The following is a 24,414-nucleotide window of genomic DNA, read 5'->3' as shown; positions in this document are numbered from 1 at the left end:
GAGGTAGGCACCACCGTGATCGTCCGTTCGTTCAAGGAGATCGAAGGCACCGACCGGCACGTGAGGGCCGCGTCCGGCACCTGGGAGAGCAAGCGCCTGCTCCTGGCCAAGGAGAAGGTCGGCTTCTCCCTGCACGAGACGGTCCTCTACGCGGGGACGGAGACGCGGATGTGGTACGCCCACCACATCGAGGCCGTCGTCTGCGTGGAGGGCGAGGCGGAACTGACCGACCGCGAGACCGGGCGGACGTACACGATCACCCCGGGGACCGTGTACTGCCTGGACGGGCACGAGCGGCACACCCTCCGCGTCAAGGACGACTTCCGCTGCATCTGCGTGTTCAACCCGCCCCTGACGGGCCGCGAGGACCACGACGAGAACGGCGTCTACCCCCTGCTCACCGAGGAGCCGTGAGCCACCGGCTCCCGTCGACGTGACCCCGAGGGGGGTGACAGCGGGCGGGGCCTCCCGCAAAGGCCCCGCCCGCCCGTCAGCCGGCCAGCACGTCCAGCAGACGGTCGACGTCGGCGGGCGTGTTGTAGAGGTGGAAGGCCGCGCGCAGACTGCCCGCGCGGTCGGAGGTCTCGATGCCCGCCGCGCTCAGCTCCCCCTGGCGGTGGCCGAGTCCGGGCACCGACACGATCGGGGAACCGGGCGCGGGGAGCGCCTCCACACCGAGCCGGGCGAGGCCGTCGCGGAAGCGTTCGGCGAGCCCGAGGTCGTGGGCGCGCACGGCCTCGACCCCCAGTTCCTCGACGAGTTCGAGCGAGCGGCGCCCGCCCGCGTACGAGAAGAGCGCGGGAGACTCGTCGAACCGCCGTGCCGAGCGGGCGAGTTCACCGACCGGCCCGTACGTGCTGTCCCAGGGCCGCTCCCCGGCGACCCAGCCGGCGAACAGCGGGCTGAGGCCGCCGAAGTCCTCCGGGACGGTCAGGAAGGCCACGCCACGCGGGCACAGCAGCCACTTGAAGGCGACGGCGGCGGTGTAGTCGTACGCGCCCGCGTCGAAGTCGAGCCAGCCGGCGGCCTGGGAGGCGTCGACGTAGGTGCGGGCCCCGTGTGCCCGGGCGGCGGCGCGGATCGCAGCCAGATCGGCGATCCGCCCGTTCGCCGACTGCGCCGCACTGACCGCGACCAGGGCCGTGCCGGGCCGGACCGCCTCGGCGATCTGCTCCAGCGGCACACTGCGGACCTTCAGATCGCCCCGCACGTGGAAGGGATTGACCACGGAGCTGAAGTCGCCCTCGGCGGTGAGGACTTCGGCGCCCGCGGGCAGCGAGGCGGCGATCAGCCCGGTGTAGACGGCGACGGAGGCGCCCGCCGCGACGCGGCCGGCCGGGACGCGCGCCAGCCGGGCGAAGCAGGCACGGGCCGCCTCCACGTCCGAGAACATGTCGGTGGGCCGCCCGGCGGCCGCCGCCTCGACGGCGGTCCGCAGCGCGTCCACGGTGCGGCGCGGCAGCAGCCCGGTGCTCGCGGTGTTCAGGTACGTGTTCTTCGGGGCGAACTCGGCACGAACGAGGGTCTCGAAGGTCTCCATGGGACCACTCTGCGGCGCGGCGGGGCCGCCGTCCACGTCGTTTCGACCAGGGTCAGCCCTGCGGCACCGCGCAGCCGTCCGGCCCGCACGCCTCCGCGTCCCCGTCCGGCAGCAGGGCCAGCGGCGACCGCTCGTCCCACGCCCGGGTGAGTGCCTGCGTGAAGACCTCGGCGGGCTGGGCGCCGGAGACGCCGTACTTCCGGTCGAGGACGAAGAACGGCACACCACGGGCACCGAGCTGCTCGGCCTCCCGCTCGTCGGCCCGGACGTCCTCGGCGTAGGCGGCGGGATCGGCCAGCACCCGGCGCACACCGTCCGGGTCGAGCCCGGCGGCCGTGCCCAGCTCCACCAGCCGCTCGTCGTCCCCGAAGACGGACCGCTCCTCGGCGAAGTTGGCCTTGTACAACAAGCCCAGAAGCACGTCCTGGCACCCCTGCTCCTTGGCGAAGTGCAGCAGGCGGTGCATGTCGAAGGTGCTGCCGTGGTCGCGCCCGCCGGTCCGGTAGGCGAGCCCCTCCGCGGCGGCCTGCCGTCCCAGGTTCTCCTCACCGGCCTGCGCCTGCGCCTCGCTCATCCCGTACTTCTTGGCCAGCATGGCCGCCACGGGCTGGATGTCGTCCTTGGCCCGGTGCGGGTCCAGCTCGAACGAACGGTGCACCACCTCGACGGAGTCCCGGTGCGGGAAGGCCCCGAGCGCCTTCTCGAAGCGGGCCTTGCCCACGTAGCACCAGGGGCAGGCGATGTCGCTCCAGATCTCGACGCGCATCAGTGTTCGGCTCTCCACTAGGTCACGGACGCGAAGACCTCCTTCGCAAACAAACGTGAACGTTCAAACAGCCGTCGGCATTCCCTGCCATCGACGCACGCCGGTGCGGACCCGCAGCCGCCGGCGGGCGGAAGGGGCCGGGTCGGGGGTGCCCGCCCTCGGAGGACGCGACGACCCCCTTCACAAACGAACGGGAACGCTCCCCCTGTGATCGACGCCCGCCGGATCGAACCCGCAGCCGCCCACGGACGGAAGGGGCAGGGTCGGGGGGTGCCCGCCCGCAGCGGCCGGCGCGTCCGCACCGGTTCCTCGGTGAGAGACCGATTCCGCGCCGGTCCGAGGACGGGCACCCCCCGGCACGGCCCCGCCCCACCGATCCGCCCAGGCGCGAAAACCCGAACCGAGGCGACACCGCACCCCGATCCCGACCCGAGACGTCACCGCGCCGCGAACCGCAACCGAGACGTCACCGCACCTCGAACCCGAACCGCAGGCGAGACGTCACCGCTCCAGCCGCCCGTCGAACCGCCGCGGCAGCCCGAGCGGGTTGTCGTCGCGGAGCTCCGGCGGCAGCAGCGCCTCCGGGGCGTTCTGGTAGGTCACCGGCCGCAGCCACCGCTCGATCGCGGTGCCGCCCACGGACGTCGACGTCGAGGTGGTCGCCGGGTACGGCCCCCCGTGGTGCTGAGCGGGCGCCACCGCCACACCGGTCGGCCACCCGTTCACGAGCACACGGCCCGCGAGCGGCGTGAGCGCGGCGAGGAGGTCCGGCCCCCGGCCCTCGCCCGCCGCCTCCTGAGCCGACACGTGCACCGTCGCGGTGAGGTTGCCCGGAAGCCGGGACAGCACCGCCGTCGCCTCGTCCTCGCTCTCGTAGCGGGCCACCACGGTGACCGGCCCGAAGCACTCCTCCAGCAGCACGTCGTACGCGCCCTCCTCGGCCAGCCGCTCCGCGGGCACCGTCAGGAAGCCCGCGCTGACCGTGTGCTCCCCGCCCGCCCCCGGCGTCACTGGGGCCTCCACGTCCGGCAGTCCGGCCCGCTCGGAGACCCCGGCGAGGAAGTCGTCCCGCATGCGGTGGTCGAGCAGGACCCCCGCCTCGGTCCCGCCGACCGCGTCGGTGAGCGACTTGACCAGGCCGTCACCCGCCGCCCCGGCCGGCACCAGCACCAGGCCGGGCTTCACGCAGAACTGCCCGACGCCCAGGGTCATGGACCCGGCCAGCCCGGTGCCGATCGCCTCCGCCCGCTCGGCGGCCGCGGCCTCGGTGACCAGGACCGGGTTCAGCGAGCCGAGCTCGCCGTGGAACGGGATCGGCACCGGCCGCGCGGCGGCCGCGTCGAACAGGGCCCGGCCGCCCCGCACGGACCCGGTGAAGCCCGCGGCGGCCACCAGCGGGTGCCGGATGAGCTCGACGCCCGCCTCGAAGCCGTGCACGAGGCCGAGCACGCCCTCCGGGATGCCGTGCTCGGCGGCGGCCTCCCGCAGCACCCCGGCCACCAGCTCGGACAGGGCCGGGTGGTCCGGGTGCGCCTTGACGACGACCGGGCAGCCGGCCGCGAACGCGCTCGCCGTGTCGCCGCCGGCGACCGAGAAGGCGAACGGGAAGTTGGAGGCCGAGTACACGGCGACGACCCCGAGGGGCACCTTGTAGCGGCGCAGGTCCGGGACCGGCGGGATCGCGGCGTCGTCGGGGTGGTCGATGATCACGTCGAGGAAGGCTCCCTCGTCGACGATGTCCGCGAAGGCCCGCAACTGGTAGCAGGTGCGGGCGAGTTCCCCGCTGAGCCGGATCGAGCCGAGCGCGGACTCGGCGTCCGCGGTCTCGACCAGCCGGTCCTTGGCGGCCTCCAGCCGGTGCACGGCGGTGCGCAGGAAGGCCGAGCGGACGCCCCGGTCGGCCAGGGCCCCCCGCGCGCCGTGCGCGGCGCGGACGGCGGCGTCCACGTCCTGGACTGTGGCCTCCACCGCAACCTGCTCACGCTGCTTCCCGGTACGGGGGTCGACACTCCAGACTGGTGCTGCTGCCACCGCGGGTCCCTCCACACGTCATGCCGCAGTATTCGGCCGTTCCTGGACGCCATCCACCAGGGCGTTCGATATGCTGAACACTGTCTCTGATGATGAATGCGCTGTCGGAGAGTATTTCCCGTCGAACGAAGGGGTCAAGGGCGATGTCGGCAGGCGAGACAGGCGGCGGGGCACAGGTCAAGTCCGCGGTGCGGACGGTGGAACTGCTCGAGTACTTCGCCGGCCGGCCCGGCATGCACTCCCTGGCAGCCGTCCAGGAGGCGGTCGGTTATCCCAAGTCCAGCCTGTACATGCTGCTGCGCACGCTCGTCGAACTGGGCTGGGTGGAGACCGACGCGACGGGCACGCGGTACGGCATCGGCGTCCGCGCCCTGCTGGTCGGCATCTCCTACATCGACGGCGACGAGGTGGTCGCCGCGGCCCGGCCGACCCTCGACCGCCTGTCCGACGACACCACCGAGACGATCCACCTGGCGCGCCTGGACGGCACGAACGTCGTCTACCTGGCCACCCGTCAGTCGCAGCACTACCTGCGCCCGTTCACCCGCGTGGGCCGCCGGCTCCCCGCCCACTCCACCTCCCTCGGCAAGGCGCTGCTGAGCACGTACACCGACGAGCAGGTCCGCAAGATGCTCCCGGAGACGCTGCCCGCGCTGACCGAGAACACCATCACCGACCGCGAGAAGCTGATCGAGGAGCTGCACCAGATCCGCGAGCAGGGCTACGCCGTGGACCGCGAGGAGAACACGCTGGGCCTGCGCTGCTTCGGCGTGGCGATCCCGTACCGCACGCCGGCCCGTGACGCCATCAGCTGCTCCGTCCCGGTGGCGCGGCTGACCCCGGCGCACGAACAGATGGTGAAGGACGCCCTGTTCGACGCGCGTGACCGGCTGACGCTCGCCACCCGGAGGCTGTGAGCATGGAGATCGCGCTGCGCGAGGTCCACGACAGCGACCTGCCGGTGTTCTACCGGCAGATGAACGACCCGGTGGCCCTGCGCATGGCCGCGTTCACCGCGCCGGATCCCGCCGACCGGGGCGCCTTCGACGCGCAATGGGCTCAGCTGCGCTCCTCCTCCGGCGTGCTGCCGCGCACCATCCTGGCGGACGGGGACGTGGTCGGCTCCGTCGCGGTGTACGGCGAGCCGGGCGAGCGTGAGGTCACCTACTGGGTGGACCGGGCCTACTGGGGCAGGGGCATCGCCACGGCCGCGCTGCGCGCCCTGCTCGTCGAGGTGCCCGAACGCCCGCTCTACGCCAGGGCGGCGGCCGACAACGCGGGCTCGCTGCGCGTGCTGGAGAAGTGCGGCTTCCGCCCGGCCGCGCGGGCCCGGGGCTTCGCCCAGGCCCGGGGCGAGGAGATCGACGAGATCGTGCTGACGCTGCGGGAGTGAGGAGGCGCCGACCACAACGGCCGACGCCCGACGGCCCGGACCCCACCGGGTCCGCCCCGCCGGGCCCGGGCTCCCCGGGCCGACGGCCTGGGCTGCCTGTCCCGTCGGCCCGAGTCCCGGACCGACGGGCCGGACAACCGGGCCGACAGGCCGGACAACCCCGGACCCGACAGGCCGGACAACCCCGGACCCGACAGGCCGGACAACCCCGGACCGACGGGCCGGACAACCCGGACCGACGGGCCGGACCCGGACCCCGAGGACGGAGCCGGCACTCGCCGGGCGGCGACGGTCGTCCGCCCGGCGCCGGACGGACGGGGCGGTCCGCCCGTGCCGCCCCACTGCGAACGCAGAACAGTCATGGCCCGAACCGCAGCCGTGGCGAAACCGCCCGCGCCTACGGGGAGCACGGGAAGCGCTTTCTCCACACCTGCGCCGATGGGCTTCGCTCCGCGGGGCGGGGGACCTCGGCCGGGTGGGGTGCAGCGGTCGGGGTGCCGGGCGGCTCACCCGGCGTACGGGTCCGGCACCTTCCCCGGGCGGGCCAGGAACTCGACATCGCAGCCGGTGTCCGCCTCGCCGATCTGGTCGAAGTGGAGCGCGCCGTGACCGCGCTCGCAGGGCACGGGCGGCGGGGTCCACTGAGCCCTGCGGCGCGCCGCCTCCTCGTCGTCCACGTCGAGCCGCAGGGTGCGCGCCTCGACGTCGAGGGTGATCGAGTCGCCGGTGCGCACCAGCGCGAGCGGTCCGCCCACGTATGACTCGGGTGCCACGTGGAGCACACAGGTGCCGTAGCTGGTGCCGCTCGTGTGGGCGCCGGAGATCCGCACCATGTCCCGCACGCCCTGCTTGAGCAGGTGGTCCGGGATCGGCAGCATGCCGCACTCGGGCACCCCGCGACCGCCCTTGGGGCCGGCGTTGCGCCTGACGGGCCGTGCCGCCGGCGCGCTGCGGGGGCCGCCGTATCTACGGCATGTGCCCGATGCGCGCGGCCGGGTCCCGGCGTCAGGATCGGCCGGCATGACGACGACTTCGTGGACCCTGCTGCGGGTGGTGCGCGACCGCGAGGCGGGGCTGTTCCTGACCGCGGTGGTGGTGTCCGGCTTCGGCACGTCGGCGCTGTGGCTGGCGTCGGGCGTGTGGGTGAAGGACCTCACCGGCTCCAACGGGCTGGCCGCCCTGTGCGTGCTCGCCCTGTGGGCGCCGTCCCTGGCGGGCCCGCCGCTCGGCATGCTCGCCGACCGCGCCCGCCGCACACCCCTGCTGATCGGGGTGAACCTGGCGCTCGCGGCGCTGCTGACCACCCTCCTCACCGTCGACTCCCGCAGCCGGCTGTGGCTGCTGTTCGCCGTCCTGTTCGCCTACGGCGCCGCCGGCGTCGTCCACGACGCGGCCGAGTCCGCGCTGGTCGCCGCCGCCGTCGAGCCGGACCTGCTCGGCGACTTCAACGGACTGCGGACGACGGCGGCCGAGGGCACGAAACTGCTGGCCCCGCTCGCGGGCGCGGCCCTGTACGCCGTGTACGGCGGCCCGGCCGTGGTCCTGCTGGACGCGCTGACGTTCGTGCTCGCCGCGGGCCTGTACGCGTCGCTGCACGTGCGCGAGGAGCCCCCCGCCCGGGCCGCCGGCCCCTGGTGGCGGGAGACCGCCGAGGGCGCCCGTCACCTGTGGGCCCACGCGCGGCTGCGCCCCCTGGTGCTGGCCGGGGGCACCACGATGCTCTTCGCAGGCCTGAACGGCGCGCTGGTCTACGCGGTCGTGGACGGGCTCGGGCACTCCCCCGCGTTCGCCGGTGCGTTGTACGCCGCCCAGGGCGCCGGATCGGTCGCGGTCGGGCTCGCCTCGGGCGCGGCGCTGCGCCGTCTGGGGCACCGCCGGTTCGCGGCCTGCGGAATCGCCCTGACCGGGATCGCGGTGGCCCTGCGCGCGGTGCCGTCGGACCCGGTGGTGATCGGGTGCAGTGCGGCGGTCGGCGCCGGGCTGCCCTGCGTGCTGATCGCCGCGTTCTCCGCCGTCCAGCGCGAGACGCCGCACGGCCTGCTGGGCCGGGCGGCGGCCACCGCCCACACGCTGGTCTTCGTGCCGAACGTGGCCGGGCTGGCCGTGGGGGCCGCACTGGCCGACGTCGTCGGCCACCGGCCCCTGCTGGCCGTGCTGGGCGTCGCGCTGGCGGTGACCGCGGTGCCGCTGGCTCGTGGCCGCGGATGACGGGGGGTCAGGGAGCGCGTGGAGGGGTAGGCGGCGGCCAGGGTCACCTGCCGCATGTGAATGACGTCCGAGCATGCGGCTGTCGACGCAAGGAGATTCAGGATGCCCGCTCCCCGCACCGTTCTGCTCACCGGCGCCGCCGGTGGGCTCGGCACCCTGATGCGGGGCCTGCTGCCCGGCTACGGCTACACGCTGCGCCTCCTCGACCTGCGGCCCGTCGAGGGCGAGCCGGACGCCGTCACCGCGGACCTCGCCGACCGGGACGCCCTGCGCGAGGCCGTCCGGGGCGTCGACGCGATCATCCACCTCGCGGGCATCTCCCTGGAAGCCCCGTTCGAGAAGATCCTCCGGTCGAACGTCGAAGGCACGTACAACCTGTACGAGGCGGCGCGCGAGGAGGGCGTCCGGCGGATCGTCTTCGCCTCCTCCAACCACGCCGTCGGCTACACCCCGCGCCCCCGGGACGGCGACCCGCTCATCCCGATCGACACGCCGCGCCGCCCGGACACCTTCTACGGCCTGTCCAAGTCCTTCGGCGAGGATCTCGCGCAGCTCTACTGGGACAAGCACGGCATCGAGACCGTCTCCGTGCGCATCGGCTCCTGCTTCCCCGAGCCGACCAGTGTGCGGATGCTGTCGGTGTGGATGAGCCCCGCCGACGGCGCCCGTCTCTTCCACGCGGCCCTGACCGCGCAGGACGTCGGCCACACCGTCGTCTACGGCTCCTCCGCCAACACGCGTCTGTGGTGGGACCTGACGAGCGCGCGGGCGCTCGGCTACGAGCCGCAGGACGACTCCGAGCCCTACGCCGGGAAGCTGATCGCCGAGCAGGGCGAGCTCGCCCCGGACAACGAGGCGCACGCCCGCCTCGGCGGACACTTCGTCACCGAGCCACCGATCTGGCCGTACTGACGGCGCGCGGCGGTCCGGGCGCCCGCCGACGACGGCACGAGCGCCGCGGAAGGCGGCGCGGAAGCGACCTTCGCGGCGGCGGGCGGGCACCGAACGGGCCCGCCCGCCGCCGCGTTCGGGCACGGACCCTGCCCGATCCCACGCCCCGGGCCGCGGCCCCGCAGATCCGGGACGGGCACCCGGCACCGCGAACGGGCACACCCGGGCACCATCGGGCCCGCAACAGGCCGGTACCGGTCTAAGGCGGCGAGCGTGGACGTCGTCGACGTCAACCCGGCGCGGCTGGAGACGGCCCGGCGGCTGGGCGTCTCCAGCCGCGGCGGCGAACGCCGAGGAACTCGACCGGCCGCAGGGCTGGGACGTGGTCGTCGACGCGACCGGCAACGCGGCGGCCATCCAGGACGGCCTGGACCGGGTGGCGAAGGCCGGCACCTTCCTGCAGGTCGGGGTGGCGGACTACGCGACACGGGTGACGACCGACTCGTACCGCATCTACAACCAGGAGATCACCATCACCGGCTCGACGGCGGTGCTGCACAGCTACGAGCGCGCGGCGGAGCTGTTCGCGGGCGGCGTGCTGGACCCGGACGTGTTCATCAGCGACCGGCTGCCCCTGGAGCGCTACCCGCAGGCGCTGGAGCAGTTCGCGGCCGGGGTGGGCCGGAAGATCGTGGTGGTGCCGTAGGCGGGGCGGCGGGCGCGGGCGGCGGGCGGCCGCGGGGACCGCCCGCGCCCGTTCGCCGCCGGGCTGCTCCACCCGGACGTCTCCGCCGTCGGTAAGGGAACAGTAAAGCGGCCTCGCTCGTTCACCCGGCATGACCGCTATGACCCCCGGCTCGAACATCCCTCTCTCCGCCGCCCGCGTGACGGTGGACGTCGCCGCACCGGTGCGGCTCGACGTGTCGGGCCTGCTGCTCACCGCCGACGGCAAAGTGCGCTCGGACGACGACTTCATCTTCTACAACCAGCCGGCCGGCCCGGGGGTGACGTACCGCTCGGGCGGCGGCACCGCGCCCGACGCGGTCACCGTGGACACCGCGGCCGTCCCGCCCGGCATCGAGAAGATCGTCGTCACCGCCAGCCCCGACGCGGCCGGCCAGACCTTCCAGGGCGTCGAGCCCACGGCCACCCTGCGCAACGCGGACGACGGCTCCGTCCTGGCCACCTTCACGCCCCCGCGGCTCGGCACCGAGACGGCGCTGGTGGTCATGGAGATCTACCGGCGCAACGGCCAGTGGAAGGCTCGCGCCGTCGGCCAGGGCTACGCCGAGGGGCTGGCCGGCATCGCGACCGACTTCGGTGTGACGGTGGAGGAGCCGGCGCCGGCCGCGCCGCCCCGGCCCGTGACCCCGCCCGCCCCGGCCATGCGCCCGCCGGTGGCCCCGCCCGCGCCCCCGCTGTCCGCTCCCCCGGCGCCGGCCGCTCCGCCCGCGCCCCCGGCCGCCGCGCCGGGCCCGGGCAAGGTCAACCTCGACAAGGGCCGCGTCAGCCTGCGGAAGAACGAGACCGTCTCCCTCGTCAAGGGCGGCCGCCCGCTGCTCTCCCAGGTGAAGATGGGCCTCGGCTGGGAGCCGGCGTTCCGCGGCGCCGACATCGACCTGGACGCGTCGGTCATCGCCTACGGCCCGCAGCGCAACCACATCGACAGCTGCTACTTCGGCAAGCTGTCGATCCTCGGCGGCGCGGTCAAGCACTCCGGCGACAACCTCACCGGCGAGGGCGCGGGGGACGACGAGGTGATCGTGGTCGACCTCGGGCGCCTGCCGCAGGAGGTGACCGGCCTGGTCTTCACGGTGAACTCCTTCTCCGGGCAGAAGTTCACCGAGGTCGCCAAGGCCTACTGCCGCCTGATGGACGCCGCCACCGGCGAGGAGCTGGTCCGCTTCGACCTCACGAGCGCGGAGCCGCAGACCGGGGTGATGATGGCCAAGCTGATCCGCCAGTTCTCGGGCGAGTGGGAGATGACGGCCATGGGCGACTTCGTCAAGGCGCGCACGGTCCGCAACATGGTGAAGCCGGCGGCGCAGGCCCTGTAGCGCGTGGCTGCGGGGTCCACGGGCGCCCCGGCCCTCACCGGCCCGGGCCCCTCCCCGCACCCGCGGCCCCCGGCCCGCAGGCCCGGGCCGCGATCACGGGCGGGGGCCGGGGCCCGGGAAGCCCGGCCCCCCGCCCGGGCCCTCGGGGCAGGCGCCTCCGCGTGCTTCAGGAGGTCCGCTGCGACCGCGCCTTGAACGCCGCCTTGCGGGCCTCCTTGGCCACCTTCTTGTCCGGGTGCAGGCGCCCCATCGCCTCCAGCACGTCCGCGGTCGCCGGGTGGTCCACCCGCCACACCGACGCGAAGAAGCCGCTGTGCTGCCGGGCCAGCCCCTCGACCAGGGCCTGCAGCTCGGCGGAGTTGCCCTCGGCCGCGAGCTGCGCGGCCACCGTGTCGATGGTCAGCCAGAAAACCATCTCCTCCGACGGCGCGGGCACGTCGGTCCCGCCCCGCTCGGTCAGCCAGACCCGGGCCAGCCCGCCCAGCTCCGGGTCGCCGAGCACGTCGCGCAGCGCCGGCTCGGCCTCGGGGCCGACCAGGGACAGCGCCTGCTGGCAGCGCAGCCGCCGCAGCGGCGCCCCGGCGTCCGCGCCGCGCGCCGCGGCGAGCAACTCCCTCGCCGCGGCGAGCGGTTCGCGGCGGGCGAGCCACTGCTCGGTCTCGGCCTGCGCCGCGGCCGGCGGGAAGAGGGCCGTGCCGTCGAGCAGCGCGTCCGCCCCCTTGTCGGCGAGCTCCCCCACCACCGGTGCCGCGTGCCCGGCCTCCAGCAGCCGGGCGCGCAGCCCGTACTGCCCGAGCGGGGTCAGCCGCACCATGCCGTAGCGGGCGACGTCCGCCTCGTCGAGCTGCGCCGACGGCTCCTCCTCGGCGTCCGCGAGGACCGCCTCGTCCACCGGCCGGTACTCCACGAGCCCGACGGGCTCCAGCATCCGGAACTGGTCGTCCAGCCGCATCATCGCGTCGGACACCTGCTGCAGCATGTCGTTGGTGGGCTCGGCGACGTCACCGGGCAGGATCGCGGAGGCGGCGAGCGCCGGCAGCGGCACGGCGCCTGAGGCGGGCCCGTCCTGGGCTGCCGTCAGCAGGTACAGGCTGGCCAGCACCGCGTCGAGGAACTCCGCCTCGGCCCGCGGGTCGAAGTCCAGGCCCGACAGGTCGACCGTGCCGCCCGCGTCCATCGCGTCGAGCAGGCCGTCCAGGTCCGGCACGCTCGCGTCGGCGAGCGCCGTCTCCAGCGCGATCCGCCACACCGTGAGCACGTCGTGCGGGGAGCCGCCGGTGAGCGCGCGCAGTCCCTCGCCCGCCGCGACGGTGCCGGCCTCCTCGTCCACGATCTCGACGAGCCCGGTGTCGACGGCGGCGCGCCAGGCCTCGCTCGCCCAGGCGGCCGCGTCGTCGCCGCTCAGGCCCAGCGCCTCGGCCGCGGCGGGGAGCTGCTCCTCGACCAGGCCGCCGCCGGGGTCGACGCGGGTGTCCGGCCCGGCCCAGCGGGCCAGGCGCGCGGCGCGCGACAGCAGCGGGGTGGCGAGGGCGTCCCGGGCCAGCTCCGGTTCGGAAGCCGACCGCACCGGCGGCAACGGGGACCTGTCTGACATCGGCTGGTTCTCCTAGGGCGCCTTGTGGGCCGTACGACGGTCTGGACGGCCGCAGCACCGGTCCCCCCGGACCGGCGTACGGCTCAACAGCTCAGCCTAGACGGATTTCCACCCATGCCGCCCGGTTCATCTCCCCGTCAGCCGGCGTACATGGCCGAAACCTTGACAACTGCCCTGGCCGCGCAGGACATTGACGCGCGTAGACGTCGGGGACCGCCCTGATGTCTGCACGCACCGCCGCCGCCCCCACCGGCCGCGGTCCCTGGTTCCAAGGTCCACCCTCGTCCCGGCGCTCACGTACGTCCCCGGAGGGATCCGTTGCCGAGCAAGTCTTCCGCGCGTCTCGCCGCGCTGACCGTCGCCGCCGTCTGTTCCGCGACGGTCGCTTCCCAGATGATTGTCCTTCCCGCCGCCGCGCACGCGGCCTCCGCGCGCATCCACGACGTCCAGGGCACCACCCGGACCTCCCCCTACGCCGGCCAGAAGGTCACGGACGTGGCCGGAATCGTCACCGGCGTCCGCACCTACGGCTCCTCCAAGGGGTTCTGGATGCAGGACCCGGACCCGGACGCCGACCCGGCCACCAGTGAGGGCGTCTTCGTCTTCACGAGCTCCACCCCGAAGGTCGCCGTCGGCGACGCGGTCACGGTCACCGGCACCGTCTCGGAGTTCGTGCCCGGCGGCACCTCGTCGGGCAACCAGGCGGTCACCGAGCTCACCAAGCCGACGGTCACCGTCGTCTCCACCGGGAACGCGGTCCCGGCCCCCGTCGTCGTCGACGCGGACTCCGTGCCCGCCGCCTACACCCCGGCCGGCGACCCCGCCGCGAACGGCTCGGTCAACGGCCTGCCCCTGCGGCCGTCGGCGTACGCCCTGGACTACTACGAGTCCCTGGAGGGCATGAACGTCCAGGTCGCCGACGCCCGCGTGGTCACCGCCACCGACCCCTACACCGAACTGTGGGTGACGGTGAAGCCGAACGAGCACCGCGCCCCCCGCGGCGGCACGGTGTACGGCTCCTACGACTCCCAGAACACCGGCCGGCTGCAGATCCAGTCGCTGGGTCCGACGGCGGACTTCCCGGTCGCGAACGTCGGTGACACCCTCACCGGCGCCACCACCGGCCCGCTGGACTACAACCAGTACGGCGGCTACACGCTCGTCGCGAACCGGATCGGCACGCTGAGGAGCGGCGGCCTGGAGCGGGAGACCACCCGGAAGCAGTCCCCCGGTGAGCTCGCGGTGGCGACGTACAACGTCGAGAACCTCGACCCGTCCGACGGCACCTTCGCCGCGCACGCCTCCGCGGTCGTGAACAATCTGCGGTCGCCCGACATCGTGTCCCTGGAGGAGATCCAGGACAACAACGGCGCCACCGACGACGGCACGGTCGACGCGGACCGCACGGTCGGCAGGCTGATCGACGCGATCGTCGCCGCGGGCGGCCCGCGGTACGACTGGCGCGCGGTGAACCCGGTCAACGACCAGGACGGCGGCGAGCCGGGCGGCAACATCCGCCAGGTGTTCCTGTTCAACCCCGGCCGGGTCTCCTTCACCGACCGTCCGGGCGGCGACTCCACCACCGCCGCCGGCGTCGTCCGGGAGCACGGCAAGGCGGCCCTGACGGTCTCCCCCGGCCGGATCGCCCCGGCGAGCGCGGCCTGGAAGAACAGCCGCAAGCCCCTGGTGGGCGAGTTCGTCTTCCGCGGCCGCACGGTCTTCGTGATCGCCAACCACTTCTCCTCCAAGGGCGGCGACCAGGGACTGGCCGGGCAGTACCAGCCGCCGGTGCGCTCGTCGGAGACCCAGCGCCACCTGCAGGCGGCGGAGGTCAACTCCTTCGTCCGCGACCTGCTGGAGGTCCAGAAGAACGCCGACGTGATAGCTCTCGGCGACCTGAACGACTTCGAGTTCTCCGCCACCGCCCGGATCCTCGAGGGCGACGGCGAGCTGTGGTCGGCGATCAAGTCGCTGCCGAAGAACGAGCGGTACACCTACGACTACCAGGGCAACAGCCAGGTCCTGGACCAGATCCTGGTGAGCCCGTCCATCCGGCGCGGCTGCGACTTCACGTACGACAGCGTGCACATCAACTCGGAGTTCCACGACCAGATCAGCGACCACGACCCGCAGGTGCTGCGGTTCCACCCGTAGCACCCGCCCGCGTGCGAGGAGGAGGGGCCGGCGCCCGGGCGCCGGCCCCTTCGTGCTCGCGGCTGCGGGTGTGCGCCTGCGTGCTCGCGGCAGGCGCCGGTCCCGCCGCGCCTGCCGGGCACCGGTCCGCCGCCGGCGCCTGCCGGCCGCGGCGCCTGCGGATCCGGAAGGCGTGCGTTCCGCCGGCGCCCGTCAGGCGTAGACGCCGTCCAGCCACTCCTGCCAGGCGGACTCGTTCGCCTTGGGGTCGACGTCCGGCGCGAAGTCGTGGACGCTGATGCCGACCGGGGCGCCCCAGTGGTCGCGGCCGAAGAACCGGATGAGGGCGTCGTCGGTGCGCAGTCCGACGAAGTACGGGTCGCGGTAGTCGAGGACGGCCTCCAGGACCCGTCCACCGGGTCCGCCGACGCTCACCCGGTCCCCCGCGGCGGCGTCCGGCGGCAGGCCGAGCGCGGCGGTCACGGCGGTGAAGGCGCCGTCCGCGGTGGACGCCTCCGGGCCGTTGACGGTGGCGAAGGCGACCGGGCGGGGCGCGAAGTGGGTCAGGTACTCGCGCAGGGTGTGCAGGTAGAAGTCGGTGTGCCGGCTCGCGCCGTCGTACTGGTTGTCCCAGTCGTCGACGAAGATGCCGCTGTGCACGTAGCGCACCCAGGCGCGGCGGCCCCCGTCGCGCGGCTCGATGGTGTGGTCGAGCTGGTTGAGGGTCTGCTGGGAGATGCCCTCGGCGTCCTCGACCCGGTTGACGTAGCGGTGCGGCGGGTCCCAGACGGTGACCGTGGAGCCGAACGGCCCGCGGCCGCCGGTCCGGGGCTCGGGGGGCTCCATCGGCCACAGGTATCCGCCGGTGCCGTGGGTGACCGCCTCCCACACCTCCTCCGGCGTGGCGTCGACCTCGAACTCGCGGACGATCTCGAACTGCTTGCTGTCCTCGGGCATGGCCAGCTCCTGTTCACGGGGCGTCGGGCTGCGGGGCGGTGGGTTCCTTGACCGTGGGATGGAGGGCCACGACGATCCGGTGGTCGCGGCCGTTCCCGGCTTCGGGTGCGTCGTACTTGCGGATCAGGGCGGCGACGTCGGCCGTCAGCTCCTGGACGAACGCGGCGCGGTCCGCGGCCGTGGCGAAGCGGACCTCGCCGTCCAGCGCGTAGGTCGCGAGCCGCTTGCGGGCCCTGGCCGCGCCGGTGACCAGCGAGCCGACGTCCCGGACCAGGCGGGCGCCGAGGGCGAGCAGCCAGCGCGCGGAGAGCTGGTCGCGGAAGCGGTCCGGATCGGGCTGCACGGGTGCCAGGGCGAGCGGCGAGATGACGTACGACGCGGCGGTCGCGCGCATCAGCCGCTCGGTGACGTTCCCCTTGCGGCGCTCCCCGGCCAGCTCGACCAGGCCGTGCCGCTCCAGCGCCTTGAGGTGGTAGTTCACCTTCTGCCGGGGCAGGTCCACCCTTCCCGCCAGCATGGCGGCGGAAGCGGGTCCGGCCGCCAGTTCGGCGAGCAGCCGGGCCCGCACGGGGTCCAGGCAGACGGCGGCGGCCCCGGGGTCCTCGATCACGGTCACGTCGAGCATGGGTCCACCCTCTCACCGAAAACTTTTCTTGTCCAGACTGTTGGTGTGTTCGGTAGCGTCCTTCGCGGAGGGACGGGGCGGGGCGGGCCACTGGCTGATGGGGTTCGAGTCCCACCGGGCAGGCGCGGGCGGACCGGGTGAGGACGCCGGGCCGGCTGCCCGCCCTCCCCGCACGAAAAGGGCCACCCCCGACGAAGTCGGGGGTGGCCTGGGCTGCCGGGGCGGGTCGTGTGCCGCCGTCTGCCGCGTCAGTGGCGCCGGCGTGCCAGCACGCCGGCCGTGAGGAGGACCGCGCCGGCCGCACCCGCGATCATCAGCGCGCGCGGGTTGCGCAGGCAGACCCGCACGGCGGTGCGGACGGGGCCGGGCAGGGTGCGCTCGACCGTGTGGCCGGCCTGGCCGGCCCGGGTCTGGACCGTGTGCCCGGTCCGCGCCGCCCTCTCCTGCGCGGTGTGACCGGCCCGCGACGCCCGTTCCTGGACGCTGTGGCCGGCCCTGGCCGCCGTGGCCTGCACCTTGTGGCCGGCCTGCGCGGCGGTGCTGCGCAGCTGCACCGTCATCGCCCCGGCCTTGTCCCGCAGATCGGCCGCGCGGGCCCGTGCGCGGCCCTTGACGTCGGCCTTCGCCGCGAGTTCCTCGACGGTGTGGCCGAGCTGGCTCCTGGTCTGCTCGATCTGCTCCCGCAGCTCGTCGGGGCCCTTCGCGCCGGCGGCCGGTGTGGAGCCGCCGCCCGCCCCCTGCGTCCTGTGCGTCATCGATGCGCCCTTTCCCTGATCGTCTGGACGTCCGCCTTCACACTGCCGACCGTCTCCTCCGGTGTGGGCGGCGCGGCACGGCGCAGCTGGGAACGGCCGGTCACGGCCAGCACCCCCGCGACCGCGAAGAACACGGCCGTCACGATCAGTGCCGCGGCCCACACGGGCAGCGCCAGCGAGAGGGCGGCGGTCGCCGTGCCGGCGAGGGCGATCAACCCGACATGGGCGATGGCGCCCGCAGCGCCGATCATGCCGCCGCCACGCCCGGCGCGGCGGCCCTTCTCGGCCAGCTCCGACTTGGCCAGGGCCATCTCCTGCCGCACGAGCCGGGAGAGCTGTTCCGTCGCCTGGTGGACGAGTTCACCCACGGACTGCTCGTCGCGGGCGGGTCTGGTCTGCATGGTCCCGGTCACGGTCCTCCGCCTCCTCTCGGTCCGGAACAATCGGGTACCCCCGGACACCCGCGCTACCCCTGGACCCCGCCCGGCCCGTGGTCGCCGAGCCGGGCCAGCTGGGTCTGAAGCCAGTCGAGGCGGGCCTGCAACAGGGCCGCCTCGGCGACGAGTTCGGGAACGCCGAGGCCGTCATGGGAACTGGGCCCACGGGACCGCGCGTCACGGGCGGCGCCGTATGACGGTGTGTCACATGCGTCCGGGCCACCGGACCCGGCAGGCTCGCCCCGGCCGCCCGGCCGGCCCGGGTCACCGGGTCCGGCCGGCTCATCGGCCCGGCCCGGATCGCCTTCGGGCCGGGCCGGATCGCCTTCGGGCCGGACCGGATCGCCGGGCGCGGCGGCCCGGACCGCGCCGCCCGCGACGGTCACCACCCGCAGTCCGTGCCCGGCCAGCCGGGCGAATCCGGCGAGCGTCAGGGCCCTGCGGCCGCGCACGCACCCGCCGCACGCGGCGGCGAGGACGCGCCCGCCGGGCCTGCCCCAGCCCGCGTCGGCCAGCGCCGTCGCGGGCCGGCCGCACACGCACGGACCGACGGTCGCCGTGCGGACCCGCTGACGGGCGTAGCGGTAGCCGCGCTCGAAGCGGATGTAGGGGCCGAGGACCGACACCTCCAGCAGAACGGCCGCCCGGTGCTCGGCCGTGCACAGCAGCGCCTCCGCCGCCGCCCGGTCGTGCACGCAGTGGAAACCGCAGTCGCACAGGCGGGCCGGGGGGCGGTGCCGGCGGCCGTAGACGCAGGCCGCGTCGTCGAGGACGCCGTAGGGCAGCGCCCCGCCGAGCGACACGCCGGTGAACCCGGCCCGGGCGCCGTCCGGGGACAGCACCGGGTAGGCGATCTTGTATCCGGCCGGCGGCTGGGCCGGGTGTTCCGCGGGCAGCCGCAGCCTCATCGTGCCGCCGGAACCTCTTCATGGGCGGCGGCCTGCGACTCCTCGACCTTGTCGGGGGCTTCGGGTCCCTCGTCGGTGATCTCCGGCCGCTCCTCCGCCACTCCTGTGGCCAGTGCCTTGCCGAGCTTCATGGCGCCTCCCATGACCGCGCGTCGGTGACCGTACGGCCATGGTGACTCACCGGCGGACGGTCCGCCCATCGGGGCCGGCCCGGCGGACGCCGCGCCGGCGCCGGGCGTGTCCGGCAGGCACCCCACCGGCTCACGGGGACCGCCGTCCGGCCGGGACGCCGTCCGCGGATCCGCCCGTCCCGCCACAACGCCCTCCCGGGCCGCCGGAAGGAGCGATGGGAGGGCGTTGTGCGGCGACCGGCGCCGAACGACTCGGCGGCGGGTGGGGGCGGCCCAGGGGCGGACACGCGCCGACGGCTCGGCGGCGGGCAGAACCGCGCGGGGCGGCCCCGGGGCGCACGGCCGCCGGCCGTCAGTTGGCGCTGTGCAGGATCTCGTTCAGACCGCCCCACACCGCGTTGTTCGGGCGGGCCTCGACCGCGCCGGTGACCGAGTTGCGGCGGAAGAGGATGTGGGAGGCGCCGGAGAGTTCACGCGCCTTGACGATCTGGCCGTCGGGCATGGTCACGCGGGTGCCCGCGGTGACGTAGAGGCCGGCCTCGACCACGCACTCGTCGCCGAGCGCGATGCCCACGCCCGCCTCGGCGCCGATCAGGCAGCGCTCGCCGATGGAGATGATCACGTTGCCGCCGCCGGACAGGGTGCCCATGGTGGACGCGCCGCCGCCGATGTCCGAGCCGTCGCCGACCACGACACCGGCGGAGATGCGGCCCTCGACCATGGAGGTGCCGAGCGTGCCGGCGTTGAAGTTCACGAAGCCCTCGTGCATGACCGTGGTGCCCTCGGCCAGGTGGGCGCCGAGGCGCACCCGGTCGGCGTCGGCGATGCGGACGCCCTTCGGCACGACGTAGTCCGTCATGCGGGGGAACTTGTCGATGGAGGTCACCTGCAGGTGCAGGCCCTCGGCGCGGGCGTTGAGGCGCACCTTCTCGACGTCGTCGACGGCGACCGGGCCGAGCGAGGTCCAGGCGACGTTGGCGAGGAAGCCGAAGATGCCGTCCAGGCTCTGCCCGTGCGGCCTGACCAGGCGGTGCGAGAGCAGGTGCAGGCGCAGGTAGACGTCGTGCGCGTCGATCGGCTTGTCGTCCAGGGAGGCGATGACCGTGCGGACCGCGACCACCTCGACGCCCCGGCGGGCGTCCGGCCCGATCGCCGCGGTCGCGCCGCCGCCGAGCAGCTGCGTGGCCTGCTCCGCGGACAGCCGCTCGGTGCCGGACGGGCCGGGCTCGGCTGCCAGCTCGGGCGCGGGGAACCAGGTGTCGAGGACGGTGCCGTCGGAGGCGATCGTGGCGAGGCCGGCGGCCACGGCGCCGGTGGGGCGAGGAGCAGTCGTGTCGGTCATAGGGGAAACCTAACGTGGCCGGCGCGGCACGTGCGAACCGCGTCTCACCTGCCGGGCCGCGGGGCGGAGACGCGGAACGGCGGCGTCCCGCGGGGGGACGCCGCCGTTTCACCGGCCGGTGGGTCTCAGACGTTGAACCCGAGCGCGCGCAGCTGCTCGCGGCCGTCGTCGGTGATCTTGTCCGGGCCCCACGGCGGCATCCAGACCCAGTTGATGCGCAGCTCGCTGACGAGGCCGTCGGTGGCGGACCTGGCCTGGTCCTCGATCACGTCCGTCAGCGGGCAGGCCGCCGACGTCAGCGTCATGTCGACGGTGGCGATGTTGGCCTCGTCGATGTGGATGCCGTAGATCAGGCCGAGGTTGACGACGTCGATGCCCAGCTCGGGGTCGACGACGTCCATCAGGGCCTCACGGAGCTCCTCCTCCGAGGCCGGCTTCATCTCCACGGTGTCGCTCATGCCGTCTTCCTTTCGGCGTCGCCGTCGGCCAGCGCCTGGGCCGTCGCGTCCTTCCACGCCATCCAGCTCAGGAGGGCGCACTTGACCCGGGCCGGGTACTTGGACACCCCGGCGAACGCGACCGCGTCCTCCAGGACGTCCTCCATGGCGTCGTCGGGCTCGATCCGGCCCTTGGACTGCATCAGCTCCAGGAACGTCTCCTGGATCCTCTGCGCCTCGGCCAGTTCCTTGCCGACCAACAGTTCGTTCAGCACGGAGGCGGAGGCCTGGCTGATGGAGCAGCCCTGCCCCTCGTACGAGACGTCCTCGATGGTCGTGCCGTCGTACTTCACGCGAAGGGTGATCTCGTCGCCGCACGTCGGGTTCACATGGTGCACCTCGGCGTCGCCATCCCTCAGACCACGCCCGTGCGGGTTCTTGTAGTGGTCCAGGATGACTTCCTGGTACATGGAGTCCAGTTTCACGACGACCAACCTCGCGATCTCAGGTCCGTTGCGTGGCCTGTCGGCCGGGGGTCCGGGGACTGTCCCCCGGGCATACACAGCACGGTCTGTCGACGCCTCTCAGCCGAAGAAGTTCCTTACGTGCTCCAGCCCCTCGACCAGTGCGTCGATCTCGGCCGGCGTGGAGTACAGATAGAACGACGCTCGCGTGGTCGCAGGAATTCCGTAGCGCAGGCAGACGGGGCGGGCGCAGTGGTGGCCGACCCGGACCGCGATGCCCTGCTCGTCGAGGACCTGGCCGACGTCGTGCGGGTGGATGTCCCCGAGCGTGAACGAGATCGCCGCGCCCCGGTCCTCGGCCGTGGTCGGGCCGATGATGCGCAGGTCGGGGACCTCCGCCAGCCGCTTGACCGCGTACTCGGTGAGCGCGTGCTCGTGGGCGAGGATCTTGTCCATGCCGATCGAGTCGAGGTAGTCGATCGCCGCGCCGAGACCGACGGCCTGGGCGATCGGGGGCGTGCCCGCCTCGAACTTGTGCGGCGCGGGCGCGTAGGTCGACGAGTGCATCGACACCGTCTCGATCATCTCGCCGCCGCCCAGGAACGGGGGCAGGTCCTCCAGGAGCTCCTGCCGGCCCCAGAGCACGCCGATGCCGGTCGGACCGCACATCTTGTGGCCGGTGAAGGCCACGAAGTCGGCCTGGAGGGCCTGCACGTCCAGCGGCATGTGCGGCGCGGCCTGCGAGGCGTCGACGCACACGAGGGCGCCGACCTCCTGGGCGCGGCGCACTATCGCCTCGACCGGGTTCACGGTGCCCAGGATGTTGGACACCAGCACGAAGGAGACGATCTTCGTCTTCTCCGTGATGACCTCGTCCAGGTTCGACAGGTCGAGACGGCCGTCGTCGGTCAGGCCGAACCACTTCAGCTTCGCGCCCGTGCGCTGCGCCAGCAGCTGCCAGGGCACGATGTTGGAGTGGTGCTCCATCTCCGTGATGACGATCTCGGTCTCGTGATCCACCCGGTAGGGCTCGTCGGCCCAGCCGAGCATGTTGGCCACGAGGTTGAGCGACTCCGAGGCGTTCTTGGTGAAGATCACCTCGTCGCGGCTCGGCGCGTTGATGAACGCGGCGACCTTGTCGCGCGCGCCCTCGTACAGCGCCGTGGCCTCCTCGGCCAGCACGTGCACGCCGCGGTGGACGTTGGCGTTGTGCTGTTCGTAGTACTCGTCCAGGACGTCGATCACCTGGCGCGGAGTCTGCGAGGTCGCCGCGTTGTCGAGGTAGACGAGTTTCCTCCCGTCGTGGAGCACGCGGTCCAGGATCGGGAAGTCCTTGCGGATCGCCTCGGTGTCGAGGAGGCCCGGCAGCTGTGTCACGCGGATGCGCCACCCTTCGTGTATGCCTCGTAGCCCTCGTCCTCCAGCTTGTCGGCGAGCTCGGCGCCGCCGGACTCCACGATCCGGCCGGCGGAGAAGACGTGGACGAAGTCGGGCTTGATGTAGCGCAGGATGCGCGTGTAGTGCGTGATCAGCAGGGTGCCGACCTCGCCGGACTCGCGGACGCGGTTGACGCCCTCGGAGACCACGCGCAGCGCGTCGACGTCCAGGCCGGAGTCGGTCTCGTCGAGGATCGCGATCTTCGGCTTGAGCAGCTCCAGCTGGAGGATCTCGTGGCGCTTCTTCTCACCGCCGGAGAAACCCTCGTTGACGTTGCGCTCGGCGAAGGAGGGGTCCATGTGCAGGCGCTCCATGGCCTCCTTGACCTCCTTCACCCAGGTGCGCAGCTTGGGCGCCTCGCCGCGGATCGCGGTGGCGGAGGTGCGCAGGAAGTTGGAGACGGAGACACCGGGCACCTCGACCGGGTACTGCATGGCCAGGAACAGGCCCGCGCGGGCGCGCTCGTCGACGGACATCTCCAGCACGTCCTCGCCGTCGAGCAGCACGGTGCCGCCGGTGATCGTGTACTTGGGGTGACCCGCGAGCGAGTAGGCGAGGGTCGACTTGCCCGAGCCGTTGGGGCCCATGATGGCGTGCGTCTCGCCCTGCTTCACGGTGAGGTCGACGCCCTTGAGGATCTCCTTCGTGGCGTTGTCGGCCTCGACGGTGACGTGCAGGTCTCGGATTTCAAGCGTTGCCATGGGTGCCTCAGGACTCCTGGGTGAGGGAGACGAGCACGTCGTCCCCTTCGATCTTTACGGGGTATACGGGGACGGGGCGCGTCGCGGGAAGACTGTCGGGCTTGCCGGAGCGCAGGTCGAAGCGCGAGCCGTGCAGCCAGCACTCGATGTGGCAGTCGTCCACCTCGCCCTCGGCGAGCGAGACGTTCGCGTGGGAGCAGATGTCGTGGATGGCGAACACCTCGCCCGCGGTCCGGACGACCGAGAGGGGCGTGCCGTCGAGTTCCACCCGCTTCGGGGTGTCCTCCTCCAGCTCGCCCAGCCCGCAGACGCGGACGAACGCCGATGAGTCAGTCATGCGACCGACGCCTCCAGCTCCTCTTCGATCTTGACGAGCAGGCGCTCCTCGATGTCGCCGACGCCGATCTGCTGGACCAGCTCGGCGAAGAAGCCGCGGACGACGAGGCGCCGCGCCTCGAGCTCGGGGATTCCGCGGGCCATCAGGTAGAAGAGCTGCTCGTCGTCGAAGCGGCCGGTGGCGCTGGCGTGGCCGGCGCCGACGATCTCGCCGGTCTCGATCTCCAGGTTCGGGACCGAGTCGACCCGCGCGCCGTCCGTCAGGACCAGGTTGCGGTTCATCTCGTAGGTGTCGGTGCCCTCGGCCTTGGCCTCGATGAGCACGTCGCCGATCCACACCGCGTGGGCGCTGTCGCCCTGGAGCGCGCCCTTGTAGACGACGTTCGACTTGCAGTGCGGGGTGTTGTGGTCGACCAGGAGGCGGTGCTCCTGGTGCTGGCCCTGGTCGGTGAAGTACAGGCCGAACAGCTCGGCCTCGCCGCCGGTGCCGGCGTAGGCCACGCGCGGGTGCAGGCGGACCACGTCACCGCCGAAGGTGACGACGACCGACTTGAACGAGGCGTCCCGGCCGACGAGGGCGTTGTGCTGGGCGACGTGGACGGCCTTGTCGTCCCAGTCCTGGACGGAGACGACGGTCAGCTTGGCGCCGTCGCCGAGGACGTACTCGACATTGGCGGCGAGCACCGCGTCACCGGTGTGGTCGATGACCACGACGGCCTCGGCGAACGCGCCGAGTTCGATCACCTGGTGGGCGAAGGCGGTCCCGCCCTGGCCGTGCACCGCGATGCGGACCGGCTCGGTGAGCACGGTCTCCTTCGGCACGGTCACGACCGAGGCCTTCTCGAAACCGGAGTACGCCTGGGCGGCGACGCGGTCCGCCGGGACGCCCGCGCGGCCGAGCCGCACGTCGTCGCGGCCGACGGCCTCGACGGTGACGCCCTCGGGCGCCTGCACCTCGACCTTGACGCCGTCGCCGGTGACGACGGCGGTCCCGTCGTGCAGGCCGCGCAGCCGCTCCAGCGGGGTGAAGCGCCACTCCTCCTCACGGCCGTGGGGGACCGGGAAGTCCGCCACGTCGAAGGACGGCGGCGCACTCATGCGCGTGGCGACGGTCGACTCGGCGGCCACCGCGATCGAGCCGGAGGTCGTCGACCCCACGGGTGGGGGGCCACCCGCCCGGGCGGATCCGGGGATGGGGGAGTTCTGGGCCTCAGCCATGGCTGTCGTTCTGCTCGCTTTCTTGAAACGGGTGCGATCACCGGCCCGCCCGG

Annotated in this window: 24 protein-coding genes and 2 pseudogenes; 8 read left to right on the top strand and 18 right to left on the bottom strand. The window is 73.5% G+C overall.

All coding sequences use genetic code 11. The features are described 5' to 3' along the window. Positions 1-15 precede the first annotated feature (15 nt). Positions 16-414 (top strand): ectoine synthase, encoded by a 399-nt coding sequence (locus ABZ920_RS06105; RefSeq protein WP_361499277.1) that lies wholly within the window; start codon positions 16-18, stop codon positions 412-414. A gap of 76 nt (positions 415-490) precedes the next feature. Here the strand turns inward: ABZ920_RS06105 and ABZ920_RS06100 are convergent, their stop codons facing one another. The 3 genes from ABZ920_RS06100 to ABZ920_RS06090 all read right to left on the bottom strand — a co-directional run bounded on the left by ABZ920_RS06100 (position 491) and on the right by ABZ920_RS06090 (position 4,337). Further along, complete coding sequence (locus ABZ920_RS06100; RefSeq protein WP_361499275.1) at positions 491-1,540, bottom strand: aminotransferase class V-fold PLP-dependent enzyme; 1,050 nt, start codon at positions 1,538-1,540, stop codon at positions 491-493. Between the two features lie 52 nt (positions 1,541-1,592). Further along, positions 1,593-2,306, bottom strand: coding sequence for a DsbA family oxidoreductase (locus tag ABZ920_RS06095; RefSeq protein ID WP_361499273.1), 714 nt, complete (start codon positions 2,304-2,306; stop codon positions 1,593-1,595). Positions 2,307-2,807: 501 nt separating this feature from the next. Next, a complete protein-coding gene (locus tag ABZ920_RS06090) occupies positions 2,808-4,337 on the bottom strand; it encodes an aldehyde dehydrogenase (NADP(+)) (RefSeq protein WP_361499271.1) in 1,530 nt (509 codons plus the stop codon). 143 nt (positions 4,338-4,480) lie between these two features. On the opposite strand from ABZ920_RS06090, the gene ABZ920_RS06085 reads away from it, so the two are divergent. Both ABZ920_RS06085 and ABZ920_RS06080 read left to right on the top strand, forming a co-directional pair. Further along, positions 4,481-5,254, top strand: a complete 774-nt coding sequence (locus ABZ920_RS06085) for an IclR family transcriptional regulator (protein WP_361499269.1) — start codon at positions 4,481-4,483, stop codon at positions 5,252-5,254. Between the two features lie 2 nt (positions 5,255-5,256). After that, positions 5,257-5,730, top strand: a complete 474-nt coding sequence (locus ABZ920_RS06080; RefSeq protein ID WP_361499267.1) for a GNAT family N-acetyltransferase — start codon at positions 5,257-5,259, stop codon at positions 5,728-5,730. A 506-nt stretch (positions 5,731-6,236) separates the two neighbouring features. Here ABZ920_RS06080 and ABZ920_RS06075 read toward each other — a convergent pair. Beyond that, positions 6,237-6,659: pseudogene (locus ABZ920_RS06075) on the bottom strand (dihydroxy-acid dehydratase); the annotation flags it as partial. A 91-nt stretch (positions 6,660-6,750) separates the two neighbouring features. On the opposite strand from ABZ920_RS06075, the gene ABZ920_RS06070 reads away from it, so the two are divergent. From ABZ920_RS06070 to ABZ920_RS06055, 4 genes and pseudogenes are all read left to right on the top strand, one after another. Further along, positions 6,751-7,938 carry an MFS transporter gene (locus ABZ920_RS06070; RefSeq protein WP_361499265.1) on the top strand — a complete coding sequence of 396 codons (1,188 nt, stop codon included), beginning with the start codon at positions 6,751-6,753 and terminating at the stop codon, positions 7,936-7,938. Between the two features lie 102 nt (positions 7,939-8,040). Further along, entirely contained in the window at positions 8,041-8,850 is an 810-nt protein-coding gene (locus tag ABZ920_RS06065; protein ID WP_361499263.1) for an NAD(P)-dependent oxidoreductase, read from the top strand. Between the two features lie 234 nt (positions 8,851-9,084). After that, positions 9,085-9,535, top strand: a pseudogene (locus tag ABZ920_RS06060) (zinc-binding dehydrogenase); the annotation flags it as partial. Positions 9,536-9,674: 139 nt separating this feature from the next. Beyond that, positions 9,675-10,886 carry a TerD family protein gene (locus ABZ920_RS06055; protein ID WP_361499430.1) on the top strand — a complete coding sequence of 404 codons (1,212 nt, stop codon included), beginning with the start codon at positions 9,675-9,677 and terminating at the stop codon, positions 10,884-10,886. Positions 10,887-11,052: 166 nt separating this feature from the next. Here the strand turns inward: ABZ920_RS06055 and ABZ920_RS06050 are convergent, their stop codons facing one another. After that, positions 11,053-12,480, bottom strand: coding sequence for a hypothetical protein (locus ABZ920_RS06050; RefSeq protein WP_361499261.1), 1,428 nt, complete (start codon positions 12,478-12,480; stop codon positions 11,053-11,055). 318 nt (positions 12,481-12,798) lie between these two features. On the opposite strand from ABZ920_RS06050, the gene ABZ920_RS06045 reads away from it, so the two are divergent. Next, positions 12,799-14,634 (top strand): endonuclease/exonuclease/phosphatase family protein, encoded by a 1,836-nt coding sequence (locus ABZ920_RS06045; RefSeq protein ID WP_361499259.1) that lies wholly within the window; start codon positions 12,799-12,801, stop codon positions 14,632-14,634. A 192-nt stretch (positions 14,635-14,826) separates the two neighbouring features. Here the strand turns inward: ABZ920_RS06045 and ABZ920_RS06040 are convergent, their stop codons facing one another. From ABZ920_RS06040 to sufD, 13 genes are all read right to left on the bottom strand, one after another. Then, complete coding sequence (locus tag ABZ920_RS06040) at positions 14,827-15,570, bottom strand: SRPBCC domain-containing protein (RefSeq protein ID WP_361499257.1); 744 nt, start codon at positions 15,568-15,570, stop codon at positions 14,827-14,829. A gap of 13 nt (positions 15,571-15,583) precedes the next feature. Then, a complete protein-coding gene (locus tag ABZ920_RS06035) occupies positions 15,584-16,195 on the bottom strand; it encodes a helix-turn-helix domain-containing protein (RefSeq protein WP_361499255.1) in 612 nt (203 codons plus the stop codon). A gap of 248 nt (positions 16,196-16,443) precedes the next feature. After that, positions 16,444-16,950: a DUF3618 domain-containing protein gene (locus tag ABZ920_RS06030; protein WP_361499253.1), complete on the bottom strand. Its 507-nt coding sequence runs from the start codon at positions 16,948-16,950 to the stop codon at positions 16,444-16,446. Further along, positions 16,947-17,363, bottom strand: a complete 417-nt coding sequence (locus ABZ920_RS06025) for a phage holin family protein (protein ID WP_361499251.1) — start codon at positions 17,361-17,363, stop codon at positions 16,947-16,949. The genes ABZ920_RS06030 and ABZ920_RS06025 overlap by 4 nt, the downstream gene beginning before the upstream one ends. Positions 17,364-17,416: 53 nt before the next feature. Beyond that, the gene (locus ABZ920_RS06020) at positions 17,417-18,295 is read right to left on the bottom strand and encodes a hypothetical protein (RefSeq protein ID WP_361499249.1); all 879 of its coding nucleotides are present in this window, start codon (positions 18,293-18,295) and stop codon (positions 17,417-17,419) included. Beyond that, positions 18,292-18,426 (bottom strand): hypothetical protein, encoded by a 135-nt coding sequence (locus ABZ920_RS06015; RefSeq protein WP_361499247.1) that lies wholly within the window; start codon positions 18,424-18,426, stop codon positions 18,292-18,294. The genes ABZ920_RS06020 and ABZ920_RS06015 overlap by 4 nt, the downstream gene beginning before the upstream one ends. A 352-nt stretch (positions 18,427-18,778) precedes the next feature. Next, positions 18,779-19,768, bottom strand: coding sequence for a 2,3,4,5-tetrahydropyridine-2,6-dicarboxylate N-succinyltransferase (gene dapD / locus ABZ920_RS06010; protein ID WP_361499245.1), 990 nt, complete (start codon positions 19,766-19,768; stop codon positions 18,779-18,781). Between the two features lie 125 nt (positions 19,769-19,893). Then, a complete protein-coding gene (locus ABZ920_RS06005) occupies positions 19,894-20,226 on the bottom strand; it encodes a metal-sulfur cluster assembly factor (RefSeq protein ID WP_361499243.1) in 333 nt (110 codons plus the stop codon). Next, complete coding sequence (sufU, locus tag ABZ920_RS06000) at positions 20,223-20,690, bottom strand: Fe-S cluster assembly sulfur transfer protein SufU (RefSeq protein WP_361499241.1); 468 nt, start codon at positions 20,688-20,690, stop codon at positions 20,223-20,225. Before sufU ends, ABZ920_RS06005 begins: the two co-directional genes overlap by 4 nt. 99 nt (positions 20,691-20,789) lie before the next feature. Next, a complete protein-coding gene (locus ABZ920_RS05995) occupies positions 20,790-22,046 on the bottom strand; it encodes a cysteine desulfurase (RefSeq protein ID WP_361499239.1) in 1,257 nt (418 codons plus the stop codon). Beyond that, complete coding sequence (gene sufC / locus ABZ920_RS05990; RefSeq protein ID WP_361499238.1) at positions 22,043-22,807, bottom strand: Fe-S cluster assembly ATPase SufC; 765 nt, start codon at positions 22,805-22,807, stop codon at positions 22,043-22,045. The genes ABZ920_RS05995 and sufC overlap by 4 nt, the downstream gene beginning before the upstream one ends. Positions 22,808-22,814: 7 nt before the next feature. Next, positions 22,815-23,144 carry a non-heme iron oxygenase ferredoxin subunit gene (locus ABZ920_RS05985; protein WP_361499236.1) on the bottom strand — a complete coding sequence of 110 codons (330 nt, stop codon included), beginning with the start codon at positions 23,142-23,144 and terminating at the stop codon, positions 22,815-22,817. Next, positions 23,141-24,361 carry a Fe-S cluster assembly protein SufD gene (gene sufD, locus ABZ920_RS05980; RefSeq protein WP_361499234.1) on the bottom strand — a complete coding sequence of 407 codons (1,221 nt, stop codon included), beginning with the start codon at positions 24,359-24,361 and terminating at the stop codon, positions 23,141-23,143. Before sufD ends, ABZ920_RS05985 begins: the two co-directional genes overlap by 4 nt. Between the last annotated feature and the right edge of the window lie 53 nt (positions 24,362-24,414).

Source organism: Streptomyces sp. NPDC046831 (assembly GCF_040645305.1).
GTDB lineage: Bacteria > Actinomycetota > Actinomycetes > Streptomycetales > Streptomycetaceae > Streptomyces.
This window is presented reverse-complemented; position numbering and strand designations above follow the sequence as displayed.

Coding starts and splice junctions, on each gene's coding strand:
- ABZ920_RS06100 (WP_361499275.1), bottom strand. CDS start 1,540: ATGGAGACCTTCGAGACCCTCGTTCGTGCCGAGTTCGCCCCGAAGAAC.
- ABZ920_RS06095 (WP_361499273.1), bottom strand. CDS start 2,306: ATGCGCGTCGAGATCTGGAGCGACATCGCCTGCCCCTGGTGCTACGTG.
- ABZ920_RS06085 (WP_361499269.1), top strand. CDS start 4,481: ATGTCGGCAGGCGAGACAGGCGGCGGGGCACAGGTCAAGTCCGCGGTG.
- ABZ920_RS06080 (WP_361499267.1), top strand. CDS start 5,257: ATGGAGATCGCGCTGCGCGAGGTCCACGACAGCGACCTGCCGGTGTTC.
- ABZ920_RS06070 (WP_361499265.1), top strand. CDS start 6,751: ATGACGACGACTTCGTGGACCCTGCTGCGGGTGGTGCGCGACCGCGAG.
- ABZ920_RS06065 (WP_361499263.1), top strand. CDS start 8,041: ATGCCCGCTCCCCGCACCGTTCTGCTCACCGGCGCCGCCGGTGGGCTC.
- ABZ920_RS06055 (WP_361499430.1), top strand. CDS start 9,675: ATGACCCCCGGCTCGAACATCCCTCTCTCCGCCGCCCGCGTGACGGTG.
- ABZ920_RS06050 (WP_361499261.1), bottom strand. CDS start 12,480: ATGTCAGACAGGTCCCCGTTGCCGCCGGTGCGGTCGGCTTCCGAACCG.
- ABZ920_RS06040 (WP_361499257.1), bottom strand. CDS start 15,570: ATGCCCGAGGACAGCAAGCAGTTCGAGATCGTCCGCGAGTTCGAGGTC.
- ABZ920_RS06035 (WP_361499255.1), bottom strand. CDS start 16,195: ATGCTCGACGTGACCGTGATCGAGGACCCCGGGGCCGCCGCCGTCTGC.
- ABZ920_RS06030 (WP_361499253.1), bottom strand. CDS start 16,950: ATGACGCACAGGACGCAGGGGGCGGGCGGCGGCTCCACACCGGCCGCC.
- ABZ920_RS06020 (WP_361499249.1), bottom strand. CDS start 18,295: ATGAGGCTGCGGCTGCCCGCGGAACACCCGGCCCAGCCGCCGGCCGGA.
- ABZ920_RS06015 (WP_361499247.1), bottom strand. CDS start 18,426: ATGAAGCTCGGCAAGGCACTGGCCACAGGAGTGGCGGAGGAGCGGCCG.
- dapD (WP_361499245.1), bottom strand. CDS start 19,768: ATGACCGACACGACTGCTCCTCGCCCCACCGGCGCCGTGGCCGCCGGC.
- ABZ920_RS06005 (WP_361499243.1), bottom strand. CDS start 20,226: ATGAGCGACACCGTGGAGATGAAGCCGGCCTCGGAGGAGGAGCTCCGT.
- sufC (WP_361499238.1), bottom strand. CDS start 22,807: ATGGCAACGCTTGAAATCCGAGACCTGCACGTCACCGTCGAGGCCGAC.
- ABZ920_RS05985 (WP_361499236.1), bottom strand. CDS start 23,144: ATGACTGACTCATCGGCGTTCGTCCGCGTCTGCGGGCTGGGCGAGCTG.
- sufD (WP_361499234.1), bottom strand. CDS start 24,361: ATGGCTGAGGCCCAGAACTCCCCCATCCCCGGATCCGCCCGGGCGGGT.